The following is a 16,221-nucleotide window of genomic DNA, read 5'->3' on the forward strand; positions in this document are numbered from 1 at the left end:
GGGCTTGCCCCTGGCGCGGGTGCGGGCGTTTCGCGTCTTCCTTTCGTCAGCGGGTCGACTGTGGCTGGTCGCGCAGTTCCCCGCGCCCCTTACGGGGCTCTCCGCCGTCCTCCAGCTTCGAGCCCTTCAGGAGGAACCACGCCGCCACGGCGGTGGCGATGAGCACCCCCGCGCCCACGCCCGCCGCCAGCCGAAGCCCGTCGACGAAGGCGTCCTGGGCGGAGGCCAGCATGGCCTGGGCTTCGTGGGCGGGCAGGCTCGCGGAGGATTCCACCGCGCCGCCCAGTGACTCGTGCGCGGCCGAGGCCACCTCGGGCGGGGTGCCCGCCGGGGCGGTGAAGTCGCGGTAGACACCGGTGACGATGGAGCCGAGCAGGGCGATGCCCAGGGCGGCGCCCAGTTCGTACGCCGTCTCGGAGACCGCGGACGCGGCGCCCGCCTGCTCCTTGGGCACGCTGGACAGGATGACGTCGGCGGTCACCGTGAACGAGAAGCCCGCGCCGATGCCGACGACCAGCAGCGAGGCGCCGAGCAGCGGATATCCGGTGCTCTGTTCCAGCGTGGTGAGCGCCGCGAGGGCGATGCCCACCGCCGCGAGTCCGCCGGCGACGACCGCGCGCACGGAGAACCGCCGCGCGACCGTGCCCGCGATCAGGCCGGCCGCCACCGCGCCCACCGCGGCGGGCAGTTCGGCCAGGCCCGCCTCGAAGGGTCGCCGCCCCTGGACCAGTTGCAGGAACTGGGAGAGGAAGAAGACCAGGCCGGAGAGCCCGAGCACGGTGAGGAGGTCGGCGAGGACCGCCCCGGAGAACCCGCGATTGCGGAAGAGCCGCATGTCCAGGAGAGGCGCCGTCAGGGTGAGCTGGCGCCGCACGAACCAGGTGAGCGCCGCCACGCCGAGCACAGCCGCAGCCCCGACGTCCCAGCGGATGCCGTGCGCCGCCGCCTCCTTGATGGCGTACACGACGGCGATCATGCCGATGAGCGAGAGCACGACGCTGACCAGGTCCCACGGGCCCGGCGCCGGGTTCTTCGACTCGGGCAGGAACTTGATGCCGACGACGACCAGGACCGCCATCACCGGCAGGTTGATCAGGAAGACCGAACCCCACCAGAAGTGTTCGAGCAGGAAGCCGCCGACGACAGGACCGACGGCGGCACCGGCCGACGCCATCGCGCCCCAGATGCCGACCGCGAGGCTGCGCTCCCGCGGGTCGTGGAAGATGTTGCGGATCAGCGCGAGCGTGGACGGCATCAGCGTCGCACCCGCGACACCGAGCAGCGCGCGGGCCAGCATGAGCATTTCGGGCGTGGTCGCGTAGGCGTTCAGGACCGAGACCCCGCCGAAGGCGACGGCCCCTATCAGCAGCAGCTTCTTGCGGCCGATGCGGTCGCCGAGGCTGCCCATCGAGACCAGCAGACCCGCGATGACGAACGAGTAGATGTCGCCGATCCACAGCAGCTGCGTGCCGGTCGGCTCGAGGTCCTCGCTGATGTAGGGGGTGGCGAGGCCGAGCACCGTCGCGTCCACGGCGACGAGCAGCACGGCCAGGACCAGCACGGCGAGCGCGAGCCAGCGGCCGGGGCTGCGCTCGACCTCCGCCGACGCGGTCCGCTGTTCGATGCTGGTCATGGTTCCACTCTCCGTTGTGCGCCGCCGATCAGCAGCTCGGCGATCATGTGTGTGAAGTCCTTGGCGGCCACGCGGCCGTCCAGTACGGCCCAGGCGCCGGCGCCCACGAGTCCGTACAGCGCCTCCGTGAGCCAGGCGGGGCTCAGGTCGATGCGGAACTCTCCGCTCTCCTGGCCGCGCCGGAAGAGCGCGCCGATGCTGTCGTCGAGCCGGGACCAGCCCTCGTGCTGGGCGTCGTCCTCGAACAGCTGGTTCTCGGTGACGAGGAACGCGAGCAGCCCGGCGGCCGGCTGGAACTCCTTCACCAGGCGGCGCAGCGCCTCCTGGGCGCCGTCCTCGCCGAGCCTGGCCGCATTCAGGGCGGCCTCGCACTCCTGGATGCCGAGCTCCTCCAGGGCGCGCACGAGGGCGTCGCGCCCCGCGAAGTGGCGGTGCAGGGTGGCACGGCTGATCCCCGCCGCGCGCGCCACTTCGTCCATCGTGGCCGAGCCTTTGCGGGTGAGGAGCGCCGCGGCACTCCGGAGCACCTGATCGCGATCGACTGACATGAGACAACCATAATCCATGTGAGACATTTTTGTCTCACGAGATACGCAAGGCTCTCACCGGAGGGTGGGACCTGCGGAGTTTCTCAGTGCCAGGGCAGCTGCCCGCGCCGCTCCCAGTACGCGTCGGGCTCCTCCACCAGACCCGCGAGCCGCTCCAGCTGCCCGGCGTCGAGGTCCACGGCCGCCGCGTGCAGGTTGGAGACGAGCTGGACCGAGGTGGCGGCGCCGGAGAGGACCACGCCCGCCCACGGCTGCCGGAGCACCAGGGCCAGGGACACGGCGTCGCAGCCGAGCCCGGTGGCCTCGGCGATCTCGCGCAGGGCGGCGGGCGCCTGCGGGCCGGCGAGGCGGCCGTTGGCCATGGCCTCCTTGACGAGCACGGTGAGCCCCGCGTCGTGGGCCTCGGCGAGCGCGGGGCCCGCCGATGTCTCCAGGGCGTTGTACGTCGCCTGGACCGTGCGGAAGAGCGGCGCGCCGTCGACGGTCACCTCGAGCGCGGCGCGGATCGCGGCCGCCTGCCGCGGGCCGCTGACGGAGAGCCCGACCGTCACCCCCGTGGCCGCCAACTCGGCGAGTTCGGCCTGCAGTTCCTTGTCGGTGAGGGCGGGGCTCTCCGGAGTCACGGAGTGGATCTGATAGAGGTCGAGGCGTTCGCCGAGCAGGTGGGCGCTCTCCTCGCGCTGGCGGACGTACGCGGCGAGGCTGTGGTCCTTGACCTCGTGCGGGCCCGCGGCGTCGGCGTTCCACGCGGCCGTGTAGGTGTAGCCCCACTTGCTGCCGATCACGACGTCGTGGATGTCGGGCCTGGCGTGCAGCCAGTCGGCGAGGAACTCCTCGGAACGGCCGTAGGAGCGCGCCACGTCGATGTACCGCACGCCCAACGCGTAGGCGGCGTCCAGGAGTTCGAGGGTGCGTTCACGCAGGGCCTCGACGCTGCGCGAGGGCGGCAGATCGGCGTCGCGGCCGAGCGTGATGTAGCCGGGCCTGCCGACGGCGGCGAGGCCGAAGCCGATGTGGGCGGTGGGGGTCGTTGCTGCGGCCAGACGCGAGAAAGGCATCGCGGGCTCCGTTCGGTCGACTCCTTCGGCTCCTTGCGAAGACGACCAACGTAACCCGCGATGCCCACGTCAACGCGGCACGCGCTGCCCCGGCGTCACTTACGCGCCGCGGCCCACTGCTGTTGGACCGTCAGATCGGCCTTGACCTCGGCGAGCTGGGCGGCGACGGCCGAGGGGGCGGTGCCGCCGCGGCCGTTGCGGGAGGCCAGGGCGCCGGGGACGTTCAGGACGGTGCGGACCTCGGGGGTGAGGTGCTCGGAGATCTTGGCGAACTGCTCGTCCGTGAGCTGGTCGAGCTCGATGCCGTGCGCCTCGCACTCCTTGACGCACTCCCCCGCGACCTCGTGGGCCACCCGGAACGGCACACCCTGCTTGACCAGCCATTCGGCGATGTCCGTGGCTAGCGAGAAGCCGGCCGGGGCCAGTTCCTCCATGCGCTCGCGGTGCACGGTGAGCGTCGCCATCATGCCGGTGAAGGCGGGGAGCAGGACCTCGAGCTGGTCGCTGGAGTCGAAGACCGGCTCCTTGTCCTCCTGGAGGTCGCGGTTGTACGCGAGCGGAAGCGCCTTGAGCGTGGCCATCAGGCCCGTCAGGTTGCCGATGAGCCGCCCGGACTTGCCGCGCGCCAGCTCGGCGATGTCCGGATTCTTCTTCTGCGGCATGATCGACGAGCCGGTCGAGAAGGCGTCGTGGAGCGTGACGAAGGAGAACTCCTTCGTGTTCCACAGGATGATCTCCTCGGCGATCCGGGAGAGGTTCACGCCGATCATCGCGGTGATGAAGGCGAACTCCGCCGCGAAGTCCCGGGACGCCGTGCCGTCGATGGAGTTGCCGGCCGAGCCGTGCTCGAAGCCGAGGTCCGCGGCGACGGCCTCCGGGTCGAGACCGAGCGAGGACCCCGCGAGCGCGCCCGAGCCGTACGGCGACACGGCCGTCCGCTCGTCCCACTGCCGCAGGCGTTCGGCGTCCCGGGAGAGGGACTGGACGTGCGCGAGGACGTGGTGCGCGAAGAGCACGGGCTGGGCGTGCTGGAGGTGCGTACGGCCCGGCATGGCGACGTCGGGGTGCGCCTCGGCGAGGCCCACGAGCGCGCCCTGGAGGTCGGCGATCAGGCCGCCGATGATGCGGGCGTGGTCCCGCAGGTACATCCGGAAGAGCGTCGCCACCTGGTCGTTCCGCGACCGCCCCGCGCGCAGCTTGCCGCCGAGGTCCGCCCCGAGGCGCTCGAGCAGGCCCCGCTCCAGGGCGGTGTGGACGTCCTCGTCGGCGATGGTGCCCACGAAGGAGCCGTCGGCCACATCGGCCTCGAGCCGGTCGAGGCCGCCCAGCATGCGGGTCAGCTCGTCCTCGGTGAGCAGCCCCGCCTTGTGGAGCACGCGCGCGTGGGCGCGGGACCCGGCGATGTCGTACGGCGCGAGGCGCCAGTCGAAGTGGACCGACGCCGACAGCTTGGCCAGGGCCTCGGCCGGGCCGTCCGCGAAACGGCCGCCCCAGAGCCGGACGTCACCGCCGTTGTTGCTGCTCACTTCACGTACTCCTTAGCCTGCATTCGCCGTCATGCATGAGTATGCAGAACTCCGTATGTTTCGTCAATCCGGTCTTGGCGTGCGTCGCCGCGTGAAGTCATTAGACGGGCGAAGTATCTCGGCGAATAATCCCTGACCATGGGAAAGACTCACGAACGCATCGACGGCAGACTCCGCTCCTTCATCGAGGCTCAGCCCGTCTTCTTCACCGCCACCGCGCCGCTGGCCGACGACGGCACGATCAACCTCTCCCCCAAGGGCCTCTCCGGCTCCCTCGCGGTCATCGACGATCTCACCATCGCCTACCTGGACTTCGCGGGCAGCAACGCGGAGACGGTCGCGCATCTGCGGGAGAACGGCCGCATCACCCTGATGTGGACCGCCTTCCAGGGGCCGCCGAACATCGTCCGGGTGCACGGGCGCGGCGAACCCGTCTTCCGCGACGACCCGCGCTGGGCGGAGCTGCTCGGGCACTTCCCCGGCATAGACCCGACCCCGCACGGCCTGCGCGCCATCATCGTCGTGACAGCCGAACTCATCCGTGACACCTGCGGATACGCGGTGCCCTTCATGTCGTACGACGAGGACCGCGACCTGCACGCCAAGCGCTTCGCCCGCGAGGACGACGCGTCGCTGAACGCCTACTTCAGCAAGAAGGAGTACATCGCACAGAGCATCGACGGCCTGCCGGGGCTGCCGCTGCCCTTGCCTCCTACTACGGTCTGAGCCATGCGCCCCCGTGCCGCCGTCCTCAGTTCCACAGCCGCCCTCGTGCTCGCCGTCACCGGAACCCTCGGGGCCGCGCCGGGCGCGAGCCCGCCGCTGCCGGAACGGATGGCCGACACGGGCGGCGGCAGCCAGCTCGTCACCGCCGAGGCCGCGCGCACCGGCTCCACCACCGGCACCGTCACGTGGTGGGACCGGCGCGGCGGGCGGTGGGTGAAGGCCGGGTCGGTGGCGGCGCGGTTCGGCGCGAAGGGCCTGACGGAGGGCGGCTCCCGCAAGCAGGGGACCAACACGACCCCCACCGGCCTCTTCCGCCTCCCGTACGCCTTCGGGATCAAGGCCCGGCCGCCGGGCACGGGCTATCCGTACCGCCGGGTCGCGAAGAACTCCTGGTGGTGCCAGGACAACGACTCCCGCTCCTACAACCGCTGGACCCAGCCCCGCCCCGCCGACTGCCGCGCCGCCGAGTCGGAGCACCTCATCACGTACGACCCCCAGTACGCGCACGCCCTCGTGATCGGCTTCAACTACGACCGCCCGGTGCGGGGTCGCGGCGCCGGGATCTTCCTGCACGTCAACGGCAGCGGGGCGACGGCGGGTTGCGTGTCCGTGCCGGGCGGGGCGATGGGGCGGATCCTGCGGTGGGCCGATCCGGACCAACGGCCGCACATGGCGATCGGGACGGCGTCGGGGGCGACCGCCATCACGCGGTACTGAGCGGTCCGGACTGAGCGGTCCCGCCAGCTCCGCGCCAGCTCCGTGTAGCGACCACATATCGAGACGGGTTTGCGTCCGTGCCGCGCGGCGGCGTTGCATCGCCGGGTGCAAACCGAACAGACGATCCCCACTTCAACGGAGAGCGGCGACAGGGCGGCCCGCCTCGCCGTCACGGTCTTCCCCGTCCTCGTGCTCGCCGCGGGCGCGCTCGGCCTGCTGGCGCCGGACGCCTTCAAGGGCTGGGGCACGAACGTCCCGTACCTCCTGGGGCTCGTGATGTTCTGCATGGGGCTCACCATGACCCCGCTCGACTTCCAGGGCGTCGTCAAGCGGCCCTGGGCCGTCGCGCTCGGCCTTGTCGCGCATTACGTGATCATGCCGGGCCTCGGCTGGCTGATCGCGCACGCGCTCGGGCTCTCGCCCCAGCTGGCCGCCGGTGTGATCCTCGTGGGCTGTGCGCCGAGCGGGACCGCGTCCAACGTCGTGACCTACCTGGCGCGCGGCGATGTGGCCCTGTCCGTCTCGGTGGCCACCGTCTCGACCGTGCTCGCGCCGCTCATCACACCGCCGCTGACCCTGCTCCTCGCGGGCGAGTACCTGCCCGTGGACGCGGGATCGATGGTCACCGACATCCTCAAGACCGTGCTGCTTCCGGTTCTCGCCGGTCTCGTCGTACGCCTGCTGTTCGGCCGCTACATCGGGCGGGTGCTCAGCGCGCTGCCGTGGCTTTCCGCGCTGACCATCGCCGTCATCGTGGCCGTGGTGGTCGCGGGCAGCGCGACGGCCATCAAGTCCGCCGCGCTGCTCGTGTTCGTCGCCGTCGTCCTGCACAACGGCCTCGGCCTCGCGCTCGGCTACGGCGCGGGCAAGCTGGCCCGTCTCGGCCCGCCCGCCTCGCGGGCCATGGCCTTCGAGGTCGGCATGCAGAACTCGGGGCTCGCGGCGTCGCTCGCCACCGCCCACTTCAGCCCGCTCGCCGCACTGCCCGCCGCCGTGTTCTCCGTGTGGCACAACGTCTCGGGGGCGCTGGTCGCCGCGTGGATGTCGCACCGGGCGCGCCGGACGGAGCAGGAGGCGGAATCCAGCCCGTCCGGCGTTTGAGGACGAACTCGGCGAAGCCGGTGATCGGCGGTGCGCGAGGCCCTGGGGCCGGCTAGTGCTCGTTCGAGGCCAGCCTCAGCAGGTGATCGGCCAGCGCCTGCCCTCCGGCGGCCTCCCGGCTGATCAGCATCAGGGTGTCGTCTCCCGCGATCGTCCCCAGGATGTCGTGCAGTTCCGCCTGGTCGATCGCCGAGGCCAGGAACTGGGCGGCGCCCGGCGGTGTGCGCACGACCACCAGGTTGGCCGAGGCCTCCGCGGAGATCAGGAGCTCCGCGGAGAGGCGGCGCATCCGCTCCTCCTTGGCCGACTCCCCGAGCGGCGCGCGCGGGGTGCGGAAGCCGCCCTCGCTCGGCACCGCGTAGATGAGGTCGCCCTCGGCATTGCGGATCTTCACTGCGTTCAGCTCGTCCAGGTCCCGCGAGAGCGTCGCCTGGGTGACCGTGAGGCCGTCGTCGGCGAGCAGCTTCGCCAGCTGGCTCTGGGAGCGCACCGGCTGCCGGTTGAGGATGTCCACGATCCGGCGGTGGCGTGCGGTGCGGGTCTGCGGCACGGCGGGCCCGGCGTGATCCGGGTGTTCCGCGTGCTCGTTGCCTTGCGCCTGGCTCATCGTCGTCTCATTCTCCGGATCGTCCGTCCCCGTCGGCCGCGGTGGCCTGGTCGAGCACGCCTGGCAGGGCCCCGATGAGCGCGTCCACCTCGTCGTCGCGCACGTTCAGCGGGGGCATCAGCCGTACGACATCAGGGGCGGGCGCGTTCACCAGGAAGCCGGCGTCCTGAGCCGCCTGCTGCACCTGGGGCGCGAGCGGCTCGGTGAGCACGATACCCAGCAGCAGGCCCGCACCCCGGACATGGCCCACGAGCGGGTGTCCGAGTGACTCGATTCCGTCGCGCAGCTTCTCGCCTGCCCGCTTCACGTTCTCCAGGAGTCCGTCGGCCTCGATCGTGTCGAGCACCGCGAGCCCCGCGGCGCACGCCACCGGGTTCCCGCCGAACGTCGTTCCGTGGTGACCGGGCTTGAGGAGTTCGGCCGCCGCGCCGAACGCGACCGTCGCGCCGAGCGGCAGTCCGCCGCCGAGACCCTTCGCGAGCGTGACGACGTCGGGCTGCACGCCCTCGTGCGCGAGGTACTCGAACCAGTGGCCGGTACGGCCGATTCCGGTCTGCACCTCGTCGAGGACGAGGAGGGTTCCGGTGGCCTTGGTGATGTCGCGGGCGGCCTTGAGGTAGCCCGCGGGCGGCACGACCACACCGTTCTCGCCCTGGATGGGCTCGATGACGACGAGGGCCGTCTCTTCGGTGACCGCTGCCCGCAGGGCCTCCACGTCTCCGTACGGGACGTGTGTGACGTCGCCGGGCAGCGGCAGGAACGGCTCCCGCTTGCCGGGCTGGCCGGTGAGCGCGAGCGCCCCCATGGTCCGGCCGTGGAAGCCGCCCTCCGTGGCGACCATGTGCGAACGCCCGGTCAGGCGGCCGATCTTGAAGGCGCCTTCGTTGGCCTCGGCGCCGGAGTTGCAGAAGTACACCCGGCCCTCGCGCCCGAAGAGCTGGAGCAGCCGCTCGGCCAGCGCGACGGGCGGCTCGGCGACGAAGAGGTTCGAGACGTGGCTCAGGGACGCGATCTGGGTGCTGACCGCCTCGACGACCGCCGGGTGGGCGTGGCCGAGCGCGTTGACCGCGATGCCGCCGACGAAGTCGACATACTCCTTGCCGTCTGCGTCCCACAGCTTGGTTCCCGCGCCGCGGACGAGGGGCAGCCTGGGGGTGCCGTAGTTGTCCATCAGCGCGTCCTGCCAGCGCTTGGTCAGTTCCTCGTTGCCGGTCATGCCGCTTCCCCCTCTGTCACGTCGTCGGATACGTCGGGGGCGTCCGGCACGACCATCGTGCCGATGCCCTCGTCCGTGAAGATCTCGAGCAGGATCGAGTGCTGGACCCGGCCGTCGATCACGCGGGCCGTCTCGACGCCGTTGCGGACGGCGTGCAGGCAGCCCTCCATCTTCGGGACCATGCCGCTGGCCAGCTCGGGAAGGAGCTTCTCCAGTTCCTTCGCGGTCAGGCGGCTGATCACCTCGTCGCTGTTCGGCCAGTCCTCGTAGAGTCCCTCGACGTCCGTGAGGACCATGAGGGTTTCGGCATCAAGGGCCGCAGCGAGTGCCGCAGCCGCCGTATCAGCATTGACGTTGTAGACATGTCCGTCGTCCTGGGAGCGGGCGATCGAGGAGACGACCGGGATGCGGCCGTCCGCGAGCAGCGCCTCGATGGCACCGGTGTCGATCTCGGTGATCTCGCCGACGCGGCCGATGTCGACCAACTCGCCCTCGATGCGGGGCTGGTGCTTGGTGGCGGTGATGGTGTGCGCGTCCTCGCCGGTGAGGCCGACGGCGAGCGGGCCGTGCTGGTTGAGCAGCCCGACGAGCTCGCGCTGGACCTGTCCGGCGAGCACCATCCGTACGACGTCCATGGCGTCCTCGGTGGTGACGCGCAGGCCCGCCTTGAACTCGCTGACGATGCCGTGCCGGTCGAGGGCCTTGCTGATCTGCGGTCCGCCGCCGTGCACGACGACGGGCCGCAGGCCCGCGTGGTGCAGGAAGACGACGTCCTGCGCGAAGGCGGCCTTCAGCTCCTCGTCGACCATGGCGTTGCCGCCGAACTTGATGACGACGGTCTTGCCGCGGTGCCGGGTCAGCCAGGGCAGCGCCTCGATGAGGATCTGCGCCTTGGGGAGCGCGGTGTGCTTCCGCGCGGTGGGATTACCGCTGTTGCTGCTGCTCGTGTCGCTGCTCATGAGGAGTACGCGCTGTTCTCGTGGACGTAGTCGGCGGTGAGGTCGTTGGCCCAGATCACGACGGGCTCGGCGGTGCCCGCCGCCAGATCCGCGGTGATCTTGACCTCGCGGTAGCGCATGTCGACGAGGTCGCGGTCCTCGCCCACGCTGCCGTTCTTGCAGACCCAGACGCCGTTGATCGCGACGTTCAGCTGGTCGGGCTCGAAGGCGGCCTTCGTCGTGCCGATGGCGGAGAGCACCCGGCCCCAGTTGGGGTCCTCGCCGTGGATGGCGCACTTGAGGAGGTTGTTGCGGGCGATGGAGCGGCCCACCTCGACGGCGTCGTCCTCGGAGGCGGCGTTGACGACCTCGATCCGGATGTCCTTGCTCGCGCCCTCGGCGTCGCCGATGAGCTGGCGTGCAAGGTCGTCGCAGACGGTACGGACGGCCTCGGCGAACTCGGCGTATTCCGGGGCCACTTGAGCGGCGCCGGAGGCCAGCAGGAGCACCGTGTCGTTCGTCGACATGCAGCCGTCGGAGTCGACACGGTCGAAGGTGACCTTCGTGGCGTCCCGCAGCGCCCTGTCCAGGACGTCCGCTTCGAGGTCGGCGTCCGTGGTCAGGACGACGAGCATCGTGGCGAGTCCGGGGGCGAGCATGCCCGCGCCCTTCGCCATGCCGCCGACCGTCCAACCGTCCTTGGCGGCCACGGCCGTCTTGTGCACGCTGTCGGTGGTCTTGATGGCGATGGCGGCCTTCTCGCCGCCGTGCGCGGAGAGTTCACCGGCCGCGCTCTCGACTCCCGGCAGGAGCTTGTCCATGGGGAGCGTGACGCCGATGAGCCCGGTCGACGCGACGGCGACCTCGCCCGCGTTCAGGTCGAGGGTCTCGGCGACCTTCTCCGCGGTGGCGTGTGTGTCCTGGAAGCCCTGCGGGCCCGTACAGGCGTTGGCGCCACCGGAGTTGAGGACGACGGCCGAGACGAGGCCGCCCTTGACGACCTGCTCCGACCAGAGGACCGGAGCGGCCTTGACGCGGTTGGAGGTGAAGACGCCCGCGGCGGCCAGGCGGGGCCCGGTGTTGACCACGAGGGCCAGGTCCGGGTTGCCGTTCTCCTTGATCCCGGCGGCGATGCCCGCCGCCGTGAATCCCTTAGCTGCCGTGACGCTCACGGTGCCACTCCGATCGTAGAGAGCCCGGTGGCCTCGTCGAGGCCGAGGGCGATGTTCATGCTCTGCAGGGCGCCGCCCGCGGTGCCCTTGGTGAGGTTGTCGATGGCGCAGATCACGATGACGCGCCCCGCCGCCTCGTCGTACGCGACCTGGATCTGCACGGCGTTCGAGCCGTACACGGCGGCGGTCGCCGGCCACTGCCCCTCGGGGAGCAGGCGCACGAACGGCTCGTCCGCGTAGGCCTTCTCGTACGCGGCACGCACGGACTCGGCGGTGACGCCGTCCGTCGCCTTCGCGCTGCACGTGGCGAGGATGCCGCGGGGCATCGGGGCCAGGGTGGGCGTGAAGGAGACGGTGACGGGGGTGCCCGCGGCGGCGGAAAGGTTCTGGATCATCTCGGGGGTGTGCCGGTGGACTCCGCCGACGCCGTACGGCGACATGGAGCCCATGACCTCGGAGCCGAGCAGATGCGGCTTGGCGGCCTTGCCCGCGCCCGAGGTCCCGGAAGCGGCGACGATCACCGCTTCGGCCTCGGCGAGCCCGGCGGCGTACGCGGGAAAGAGCGCGAGCGAGACGGCCGTGGGATAGCAGCCGGGCACCGCGATGCGCTTGGACCCCTCGAGTCCCGCACGGGCGCCCGGCAGCTCGGGCAGGCCGTAGGGCCAGGTACCGGCGTGCTCGCTGCCGTAGAACTTCTCCCAGTCGGCCGCGTCCTCGAGCCGGAAGTCGGCGCCCATGTCGACGACGAGGACGTCCGGGCCGAGCTGCTCGGCGACGACGGCGGACTGGCCGTGGGGCAGGGCGAGGAAGACGACATCGTGACCGGCGAGTACCTCGGCGGTGGTCGGCTCCAGGACACGGTCGGCGAGCGGCCCCAGGTGCGGCTGCAGCGCGCCGAGGCGCTGGCCCGCGTTCGAGTTGCCGGTGAGGGCGCCGATCTCCACCTCGGGGTGGACGAGCAGCAGACGCAGCAATTCACCGCCCGCGTACCCACTCGCTCCTGCCACTGCTGCGCGTACCGCCATGGAACCCTCCTCTTGGATGGCATGACTATACGCACGGCCGCAGTTTTATGCAACGAGGGTCAGGGGCGGCCAGAGATCAGCCACCGCCATCGCCGGCGTTCCGTGAAGAGGGTGGCGGTGGCCAGCAAGGTCACGGTGACCGCCGCCCAGTCCGGCCAGGCAGACCACGAGGAGACCACGGCGGCGACGAGCTGGAGCAGCACCAGCAGGACCGTGACCGGGCCCGGCACGGCGATGATCACGTGGGCCTTGTCCCCCGGGGTCGAGAACAGCGTCGGAAGGCCGATCAGGACCAGCACGGACAAGGCCGCGAGCGGCCACGAGTACGCGGCGAGGGCCCAGGGGGTGGCCACCCACGCGACGAGTTCCGTCACGAAGCGCAGGGCGGACGCGATGCGGTCGTCCGGTCGCCCCAAGGTCGCCGGCCCACCGGCAGCGTCGGTCATCCGCGGACGATCCCACGGCGCGCGGCCCGCCGCCAGAGGACGGTAAGGCCGCCGCTGCCAAGATTTCCCGCCCACAGTCACGCGGGTGGCGATGAGTTCGCACGCGAGCAAGGGTCAGTACAGAGCAAGGTTCAGTACAGACAGCCAGCCAGACGCGACGCCGACGACAGGAGAGAGTCATGCCCCGCATCACGCCCACCCTCTGGTTCGACACGCAGGGCGAGGACGCCGCCAGGTTCTACGTGCAGGTCTTCCCCAACTCGAAAATCACGAACGTCGCCCACTACGGAGACGCCGGGCCGCGTCCCGCCGGGACCGTGATGACCGTCGACTTCGAGCTCGACGGCCTGCCGTACCTGGCGCTCAACGGCGGCCCCCAGTTCACCTTCAACGAGGCGGTCTCCTTCACGATCGAGTGCGCCGACCAGGACGAGGTCGACCACTACTGGACGAAGCTCTCCGAGGGCGGCGAGGAAGGCCCCTGCGGCTGGCTCAAGGACAAGTTCGGTCTCTCCTGGCAGGTCGTCCCCGCCGCCCTGGGCGAACTCGTGTCCGACCCCGACGAGGCGCGGGCGCAGCGCGCCATGGCGGCCATGCTCGGCATGAAGAAGATCGACGTGGCGGCGCTGTACGCGGCGGCGGACCAGAAGTGACCGTCGCGCCCGCCCAAAGGGTTTGACTTGGAGCTGACTCCAGCTCCTAGGGTCGGAGCCGTCCGCCCGACACGGGCCCACGGCTCCACTGGAGGTACCGGCATGACCAGTATTCCCACCCGCCGTCTCGGTGCACTGACCGTTTCGGCGCAGGGGCTCGGCTGCATGGGGATGAGCCACGCGTACGGCGCCTCGGACGACACGCAGTCGATCACGACGCTCCACCGCGCCCTCGACCTCGGCGTCACCCTGCTCGACACCTCCGACGTCTACGGCGCCGGGCACAACGAGGAGCTGATCGGACGCGCGCTGGCCGGCCGCCGCGAGCAGGCCGTCCTCGCCACGAAGTTCGGCTTCGCCAACCGTCTCGGCGAGCCGACCCGGATCAGGGGCGACGCGGCCTACGTACGACAGGCGTGCGACGCCTCGCTGCGGCGGCTCGGGGTCGATCACATCGACCTGTACTACCTGCACCGCGTCGACCAGGACGTGCCCATCGAGGAGACGGTCGGCGCGATGTCCGAGCTCGTCGAGGCCGGGAAGGTACGTCACCTCGGTCTCTCCGAGGCGAGCGCGCAGACGATCCGGCGGGCGCACGCGGTGCATCCGATCGCCGCGCTGCAGAGCGAGTGGTCGCTGTGGACGCGGGACCTGGAGGCGGAGATCGCACCGGTCTGCCGCGAACTCGGCGTCGGCATCGTGCCGTTCTCGCCGCTCGGCCGCGGATTTCTGACCGGGCGCTACACCTCGGTCGCCGGCCTTCAGGAAGGAGACATGCGGCGCGACCAGCCGCGGTTCGCCGACGGGAACCTGGAGCGCAACCTGCCCATCGTCGCCGCCCTCAACACGCTGGCCGAGGAGAAGGGCGTCACCGCGGGGCAGCTCGCCCTCGCCTGGGTCCAGCACCGCGGCGACGACGTGGTGCCGATCCCGGGCACGCGCCGGGAGAAGTACCTCACGGAGAACCTGGGCGCGCTCGCCGTCGAGCTCTCCGCCGACGAGCTGGCGGCCATCGACGCGGCGGCGCCGGCGGGCGCGGTCGCCGGGACGCGGTACGACGAGAACAGTCTCGGATTCGTCGACAAGTAGACATCCCGGGGCGCGGGCCGGGGATGGTGGCCGCGTAGCCTGCGGCCATGCCCTCTCCGGATGAAGCAGCCACGCACGACGGCACGCGACGCGTGGGGGACCCTCAGGCCTTCCACGGCGTACCGGACGTGCTGGCGTACCTGGCCGGGACCTGGCAGGTGGAACGGACGGCGCGGGATCTGGCGGGCAACGCGGAAGGGTACTTCTCGGGCATGACGGTGTTCACCCCGTCCGACGACGGCGGCCTCCTGCACCACGAGTCCGGCACCTTCACCTGGCGCGGCACTCCCCGCCCCGCCGAGCGCACCCTCCGCTTCGTGCCGGGGAACGACCCGGCCACCGCGCACGTCCTGTTCGCCGACGGCCGCCCCTTCCACGACCTGGACCTGCGCACCGGCAGGCACACCGCCGACCACCCGTGCGCGCTCGACCTCTATCGCGGCGAGTTCGAGGTGTACGACGAGCGGCGCTGGCGGATGCGGTGGCGGGTCGCGGGCCCCGCGAAGGACCTGATCCTCACGACCGCGTACACACGATGTGGCTCCACAACGCCGCGAACAGCTCCGTGACGTCGTCCGTCTCGGGAAAGCCGGGGTCGACGGCGATCCGTACGGCCTCAGGGTCGAGCGCCGCGTGCCCCCGCACCGTCGCGTGATCAGCGCCCCTCTGCAGCACGACGCTGCGCAGGAAGAGGACGTTCGCGCACATCTCCCACCACGGGTCCCCCAGGGCGTCCGCGGCTGACGGCGGCTGCCCGGTGGCAAGGGCCCAGGGGTCCCGCGCGACGAACCGCACCCGGCCGACCCCGGTGAAGCCGGCCGCCGCCGCGCACATCGCGCAGGGCTCGTGACTGCTCCACAGGGTGTGGCCGCCCAGGTCCCATTCCGTACGCGCGCGTGCCAGCGCGTTCATCTCCGCGTGCGCCAAGGGCGTCCCCTGGAGGACGTCGTCCCCGCCCGGAGGGTCGTACGCTCGGTTGCGCCCCTCGGCGACGGCCGTCCCGGCAGCGTCGGTCAGCACTGCGCCGACCGCGAGCCCGCCGTCGCGCAGGGAGCGGTGGGCGAGTTCGAGACAGCGGCGGGCCGTGGGGGCGAGCCGCTCCCAGGCGGGGGTGAATTCCTCGGGCACGAGGGTGTTCACGGTCCTCCAGGTTCCGTTGCTCGGCGAGCAGCGACCCGCTTCGCCCGGCGGCGATGAGCGGGACGCGACTGTGCATGCGGTGATCGTGGAGCCCGCGGCTGCGCGGGTCAAGGCCTCACGACGAGTCCGCACGCGGTCCTTGCTCCCGGGACGCGTCTCACTGCAGCCCCAGCGCCATCCACTTCGCCGGGTTTTCGAGGGCGCTGAATCCGGCCTTCTCGTACACCCCGTGCGCATCGGCCGTCGCCAGCAGGATCCGGCGCAGGCCGCACGGCTCCAGATGGTCCTTGACGGCGGCCACGAGCGCGCTCCCCAGGCCCTTGCCGCGCGCCGAGCGGTCCACGTACACGTCGCAGAGCCAGGCGAAGGTCGTGTGGTCCGTGACCACGCGGGCGTACGCGACCTGCGTGCCGGAAGCCGCCTCGTAGATCCCGAAGTTGAGCGATCCCGCGATCGCCCGGTCCTGCTTCTCGCGGGAGCGGCCCATGGCCCAGTACGCGTCCGTGGAGAGCCACTGGTGGACGCGGGCGGGATCGAGCCGGGCGGCGTCGGTGGACATCTCGTACCCGGCGGGAAGCGTGTGGTGTGCGTCGGTCATGGCCGCAAGCCTCGCAGCCGCCCCGCCG

The 16,221-nt window shown here is 71.3% G+C and carries 18 protein-coding genes; 6 read left to right on the plus strand and 12 right to left on the minus strand.

Features of this window, described 5'->3' with window-relative positions; translation table 11 throughout:
- Nucleotides 1–46: 46 nt before the first annotated feature.
- From ACWGIH_RS36940 to argH, 4 genes are all read right to left on the minus strand, one after another.
- A complete protein-coding gene (locus tag ACWGIH_RS36940) occupies nt 47–1,633 on the minus strand; it encodes an MFS transporter (RefSeq protein ID WP_453450115.1) in 1,587 nt (528 codons plus the stop codon).
- Nucleotides 1,630–2,181, minus strand: coding sequence for a TetR/AcrR family transcriptional regulator (locus ACWGIH_RS36945; protein ID WP_453450114.1), 552 nt, complete (start codon nt 2,179–2,181; stop codon nt 1,630–1,632). The genes ACWGIH_RS36940 and ACWGIH_RS36945 overlap by 4 nt, the downstream gene beginning before the upstream one ends.
- An 83-nt stretch (nt 2,182–2,264) precedes the next feature.
- Nucleotides 2,265–3,239 (minus strand): aldo/keto reductase, encoded by a 975-nt coding sequence (locus tag ACWGIH_RS36950; protein ID WP_453450113.1) that lies wholly within the window; start codon nt 3,237–3,239, stop codon nt 2,265–2,267.
- Between the two features lie 95 nt (nt 3,240–3,334).
- Nucleotides 3,335–4,765 carry an argininosuccinate lyase gene (argH, locus tag ACWGIH_RS36955; protein WP_453450112.1) on the minus strand — a complete coding sequence of 477 codons (1,431 nt, stop codon included), beginning with the start codon at nt 4,763–4,765 and terminating at the stop codon, nt 3,335–3,337.
- A 138-nt stretch (nt 4,766–4,903) separates the two neighbouring features.
- Here argH and ACWGIH_RS36960 point away from each other — a divergent pair, with 138 nt between their 5' ends.
- The 3 genes from ACWGIH_RS36960 (at nt 4,904) to ACWGIH_RS36970 (ending at nt 7,309) form a co-directional block, all read left to right on the plus strand.
- The gene (locus ACWGIH_RS36960) at nt 4,904–5,491 is read left to right on the plus strand and encodes a pyridoxamine 5'-phosphate oxidase family protein (protein WP_453450111.1); all 588 of its coding nucleotides are present in this window, start codon (nt 4,904–4,906) and stop codon (nt 5,489–5,491) included.
- 3 nt (nt 5,492–5,494) lie between these two features.
- Entirely contained in the window at nt 5,495–6,208 is a 714-nt protein-coding gene (locus ACWGIH_RS36965; protein WP_453450110.1) for a L,D-transpeptidase family protein, read from the plus strand.
- Nucleotides 6,209–6,313: 105 nt separating this feature from the next.
- The gene (locus ACWGIH_RS36970) at nt 6,314–7,309 is read left to right on the plus strand and encodes a bile acid:sodium symporter family protein (RefSeq protein WP_453450109.1); all 996 of its coding nucleotides are present in this window, start codon (nt 6,314–6,316) and stop codon (nt 7,307–7,309) included.
- 52 nt (nt 7,310–7,361) lie between these two features.
- Here the strand turns inward: ACWGIH_RS36970 and ACWGIH_RS36975 are convergent, their stop codons facing one another.
- The 6 genes from ACWGIH_RS36975 to ACWGIH_RS37000 are packed head-to-tail and all read right to left on the minus strand — an operon-like array spanning nt 7,362 to nt 12,713.
- Nucleotides 7,362–7,916, minus strand: a complete 555-nt coding sequence (locus ACWGIH_RS36975) for an arginine repressor (protein ID WP_453450108.1) — start codon at nt 7,914–7,916, stop codon at nt 7,362–7,364.
- Between the two features lie 7 nt (nt 7,917–7,923).
- A complete protein-coding gene (locus tag ACWGIH_RS36980) occupies nt 7,924–9,132 on the minus strand; it encodes an acetylornithine transaminase (RefSeq protein ID WP_453450107.1) in 1,209 nt (402 codons plus the stop codon).
- Nucleotides 9,129–10,091 (minus strand): acetylglutamate kinase, encoded by a 963-nt coding sequence (gene argB, locus ACWGIH_RS36985; RefSeq protein WP_453450106.1) that lies wholly within the window; start codon nt 10,089–10,091, stop codon nt 9,129–9,131. Before argB ends, ACWGIH_RS36980 begins: the two co-directional genes overlap by 4 nt.
- A complete protein-coding gene (argJ, locus tag ACWGIH_RS36990; protein ID WP_453450105.1) occupies nt 10,088–11,242 on the minus strand; it encodes a bifunctional glutamate N-acetyltransferase/amino-acid acetyltransferase ArgJ in 1,155 nt (384 codons plus the stop codon). The genes argB and argJ overlap by 4 nt, the downstream gene beginning before the upstream one ends.
- Nucleotides 11,239–12,267 (minus strand): N-acetyl-gamma-glutamyl-phosphate reductase, encoded by a 1,029-nt coding sequence (gene argC, locus ACWGIH_RS36995; protein WP_453450104.1) that lies wholly within the window; start codon nt 12,265–12,267, stop codon nt 11,239–11,241. The genes argJ and argC overlap by 4 nt, the downstream gene beginning before the upstream one ends.
- 59 nt (nt 12,268–12,326) lie before the next feature.
- A complete protein-coding gene (locus ACWGIH_RS37000; protein ID WP_453450103.1) occupies nt 12,327–12,713 on the minus strand; it encodes a hypothetical protein in 387 nt (128 codons plus the stop codon).
- 179 nt (nt 12,714–12,892) lie between these two features.
- On the opposite strand from ACWGIH_RS37000, the gene ACWGIH_RS37005 reads away from it, so the two are divergent.
- The 3 genes from ACWGIH_RS37005 (at nt 12,893) to ACWGIH_RS37015 (ending at nt 15,024) form a co-directional block, all read left to right on the plus strand.
- Nucleotides 12,893–13,366 (plus strand): VOC family protein, encoded by a 474-nt coding sequence (locus tag ACWGIH_RS37005; RefSeq protein ID WP_453450102.1) that lies wholly within the window; start codon nt 12,893–12,895, stop codon nt 13,364–13,366.
- Nucleotides 13,367–13,468: 102 nt separating this feature from the next.
- Entirely contained in the window at nt 13,469–14,455 is a 987-nt protein-coding gene (locus tag ACWGIH_RS37010; protein ID WP_453450100.1) for an aldo/keto reductase, read from the plus strand.
- A 47-nt stretch (nt 14,456–14,502) separates the two neighbouring features.
- The gene (locus tag ACWGIH_RS37015; protein WP_453450099.1) at nt 14,503–15,024 is read left to right on the plus strand and encodes a DUF6314 family protein; all 522 of its coding nucleotides are present in this window, start codon (nt 14,503–14,505) and stop codon (nt 15,022–15,024) included.
- Here the strand turns inward: ACWGIH_RS37015 and ACWGIH_RS37020 are convergent.
- Both ACWGIH_RS37020 and ACWGIH_RS37025 read right to left on the minus strand, forming a co-directional pair.
- Nucleotides 14,972–15,595 (minus strand): nucleoside deaminase, encoded by a 624-nt coding sequence (locus tag ACWGIH_RS37020; RefSeq protein ID WP_453450098.1) that lies wholly within the window; start codon nt 15,593–15,595, stop codon nt 14,972–14,974. The genes ACWGIH_RS37015 and ACWGIH_RS37020 overlap by 53 nt on opposite strands.
- Nucleotides 15,596–15,752: 157 nt before the next feature.
- Complete coding sequence (locus ACWGIH_RS37025) at nt 15,753–16,193, minus strand: GNAT family N-acetyltransferase (RefSeq protein ID WP_453450097.1); 441 nt, start codon at nt 16,191–16,193, stop codon at nt 15,753–15,755.
- Between the last annotated feature and the right edge of the window lie 28 nt (nt 16,194–16,221).

The organism is Streptomyces sp. NPDC054872 (assembly GCF_053610705.1).

Excerpts from the sequence above, each read along its gene's own strand:
- argC (WP_453450104.1), bottom strand. The coding sequence starts at position 12,267 with ATGGCGGTACGCGCAGCAGTGGCAGGAGCGAGTGGGTACGCGGGCGGT.
- ACWGIH_RS37005 (WP_453450102.1), top strand. The coding sequence starts at position 12,893 with ATGCCCCGCATCACGCCCACCCTCTGGTTCGACACGCAGGGCGAGGAC.
- ACWGIH_RS37015 (WP_453450099.1), top strand. The coding sequence starts at position 14,503 with ATGCCCTCTCCGGATGAAGCAGCCACGCACGACGGCACGCGACGCGTG.
- ACWGIH_RS36980 (WP_453450107.1), bottom strand. The coding sequence starts at position 9,132 with ATGACCGGCAACGAGGAACTGACCAAGCGCTGGCAGGACGCGCTGATG.
- ACWGIH_RS36950 (WP_453450113.1), bottom strand. The coding sequence starts at position 3,239 with ATGCCTTTCTCGCGTCTGGCCGCAGCAACGACCCCCACCGCCCACATC.
- ACWGIH_RS36945 (WP_453450114.1), bottom strand. The coding sequence starts at position 2,181 with ATGTCAGTCGATCGCGATCAGGTGCTCCGGAGTGCCGCGGCGCTCCTC.
- ACWGIH_RS37010 (WP_453450100.1), top strand. The coding sequence starts at position 13,469 with ATGACCAGTATTCCCACCCGCCGTCTCGGTGCACTGACCGTTTCGGCG.
- ACWGIH_RS36940 (WP_453450115.1), bottom strand. The coding sequence starts at position 1,633 with ATGACCAGCATCGAACAGCGGACCGCGTCGGCGGAGGTCGAGCGCAGC.
- ACWGIH_RS37000 (WP_453450103.1), bottom strand. The coding sequence starts at position 12,713 with ATGACCGACGCTGCCGGTGGGCCGGCGACCTTGGGGCGACCGGACGAC.
- ACWGIH_RS37025 (WP_453450097.1), bottom strand. The coding sequence starts at position 16,193 with ATGACCGACGCACACCACACGCTTCCCGCCGGGTACGAGATGTCCACC.
- ACWGIH_RS36965 (WP_453450110.1), top strand. The coding sequence starts at position 5,495 with ATGCGCCCCCGTGCCGCCGTCCTCAGTTCCACAGCCGCCCTCGTGCTC.
- ACWGIH_RS36975 (WP_453450108.1), bottom strand. The coding sequence starts at position 7,916 with ATGAGCCAGGCGCAAGGCAACGAGCACGCGGAACACCCGGATCACGCC.
- ACWGIH_RS36960 (WP_453450111.1), top strand. The coding sequence starts at position 4,904 with ATGGGAAAGACTCACGAACGCATCGACGGCAGACTCCGCTCCTTCATC.
- argB (WP_453450106.1), bottom strand. The coding sequence starts at position 10,091 with ATGAGCAGCGACACGAGCAGCAGCAACAGCGGTAATCCCACCGCGCGG.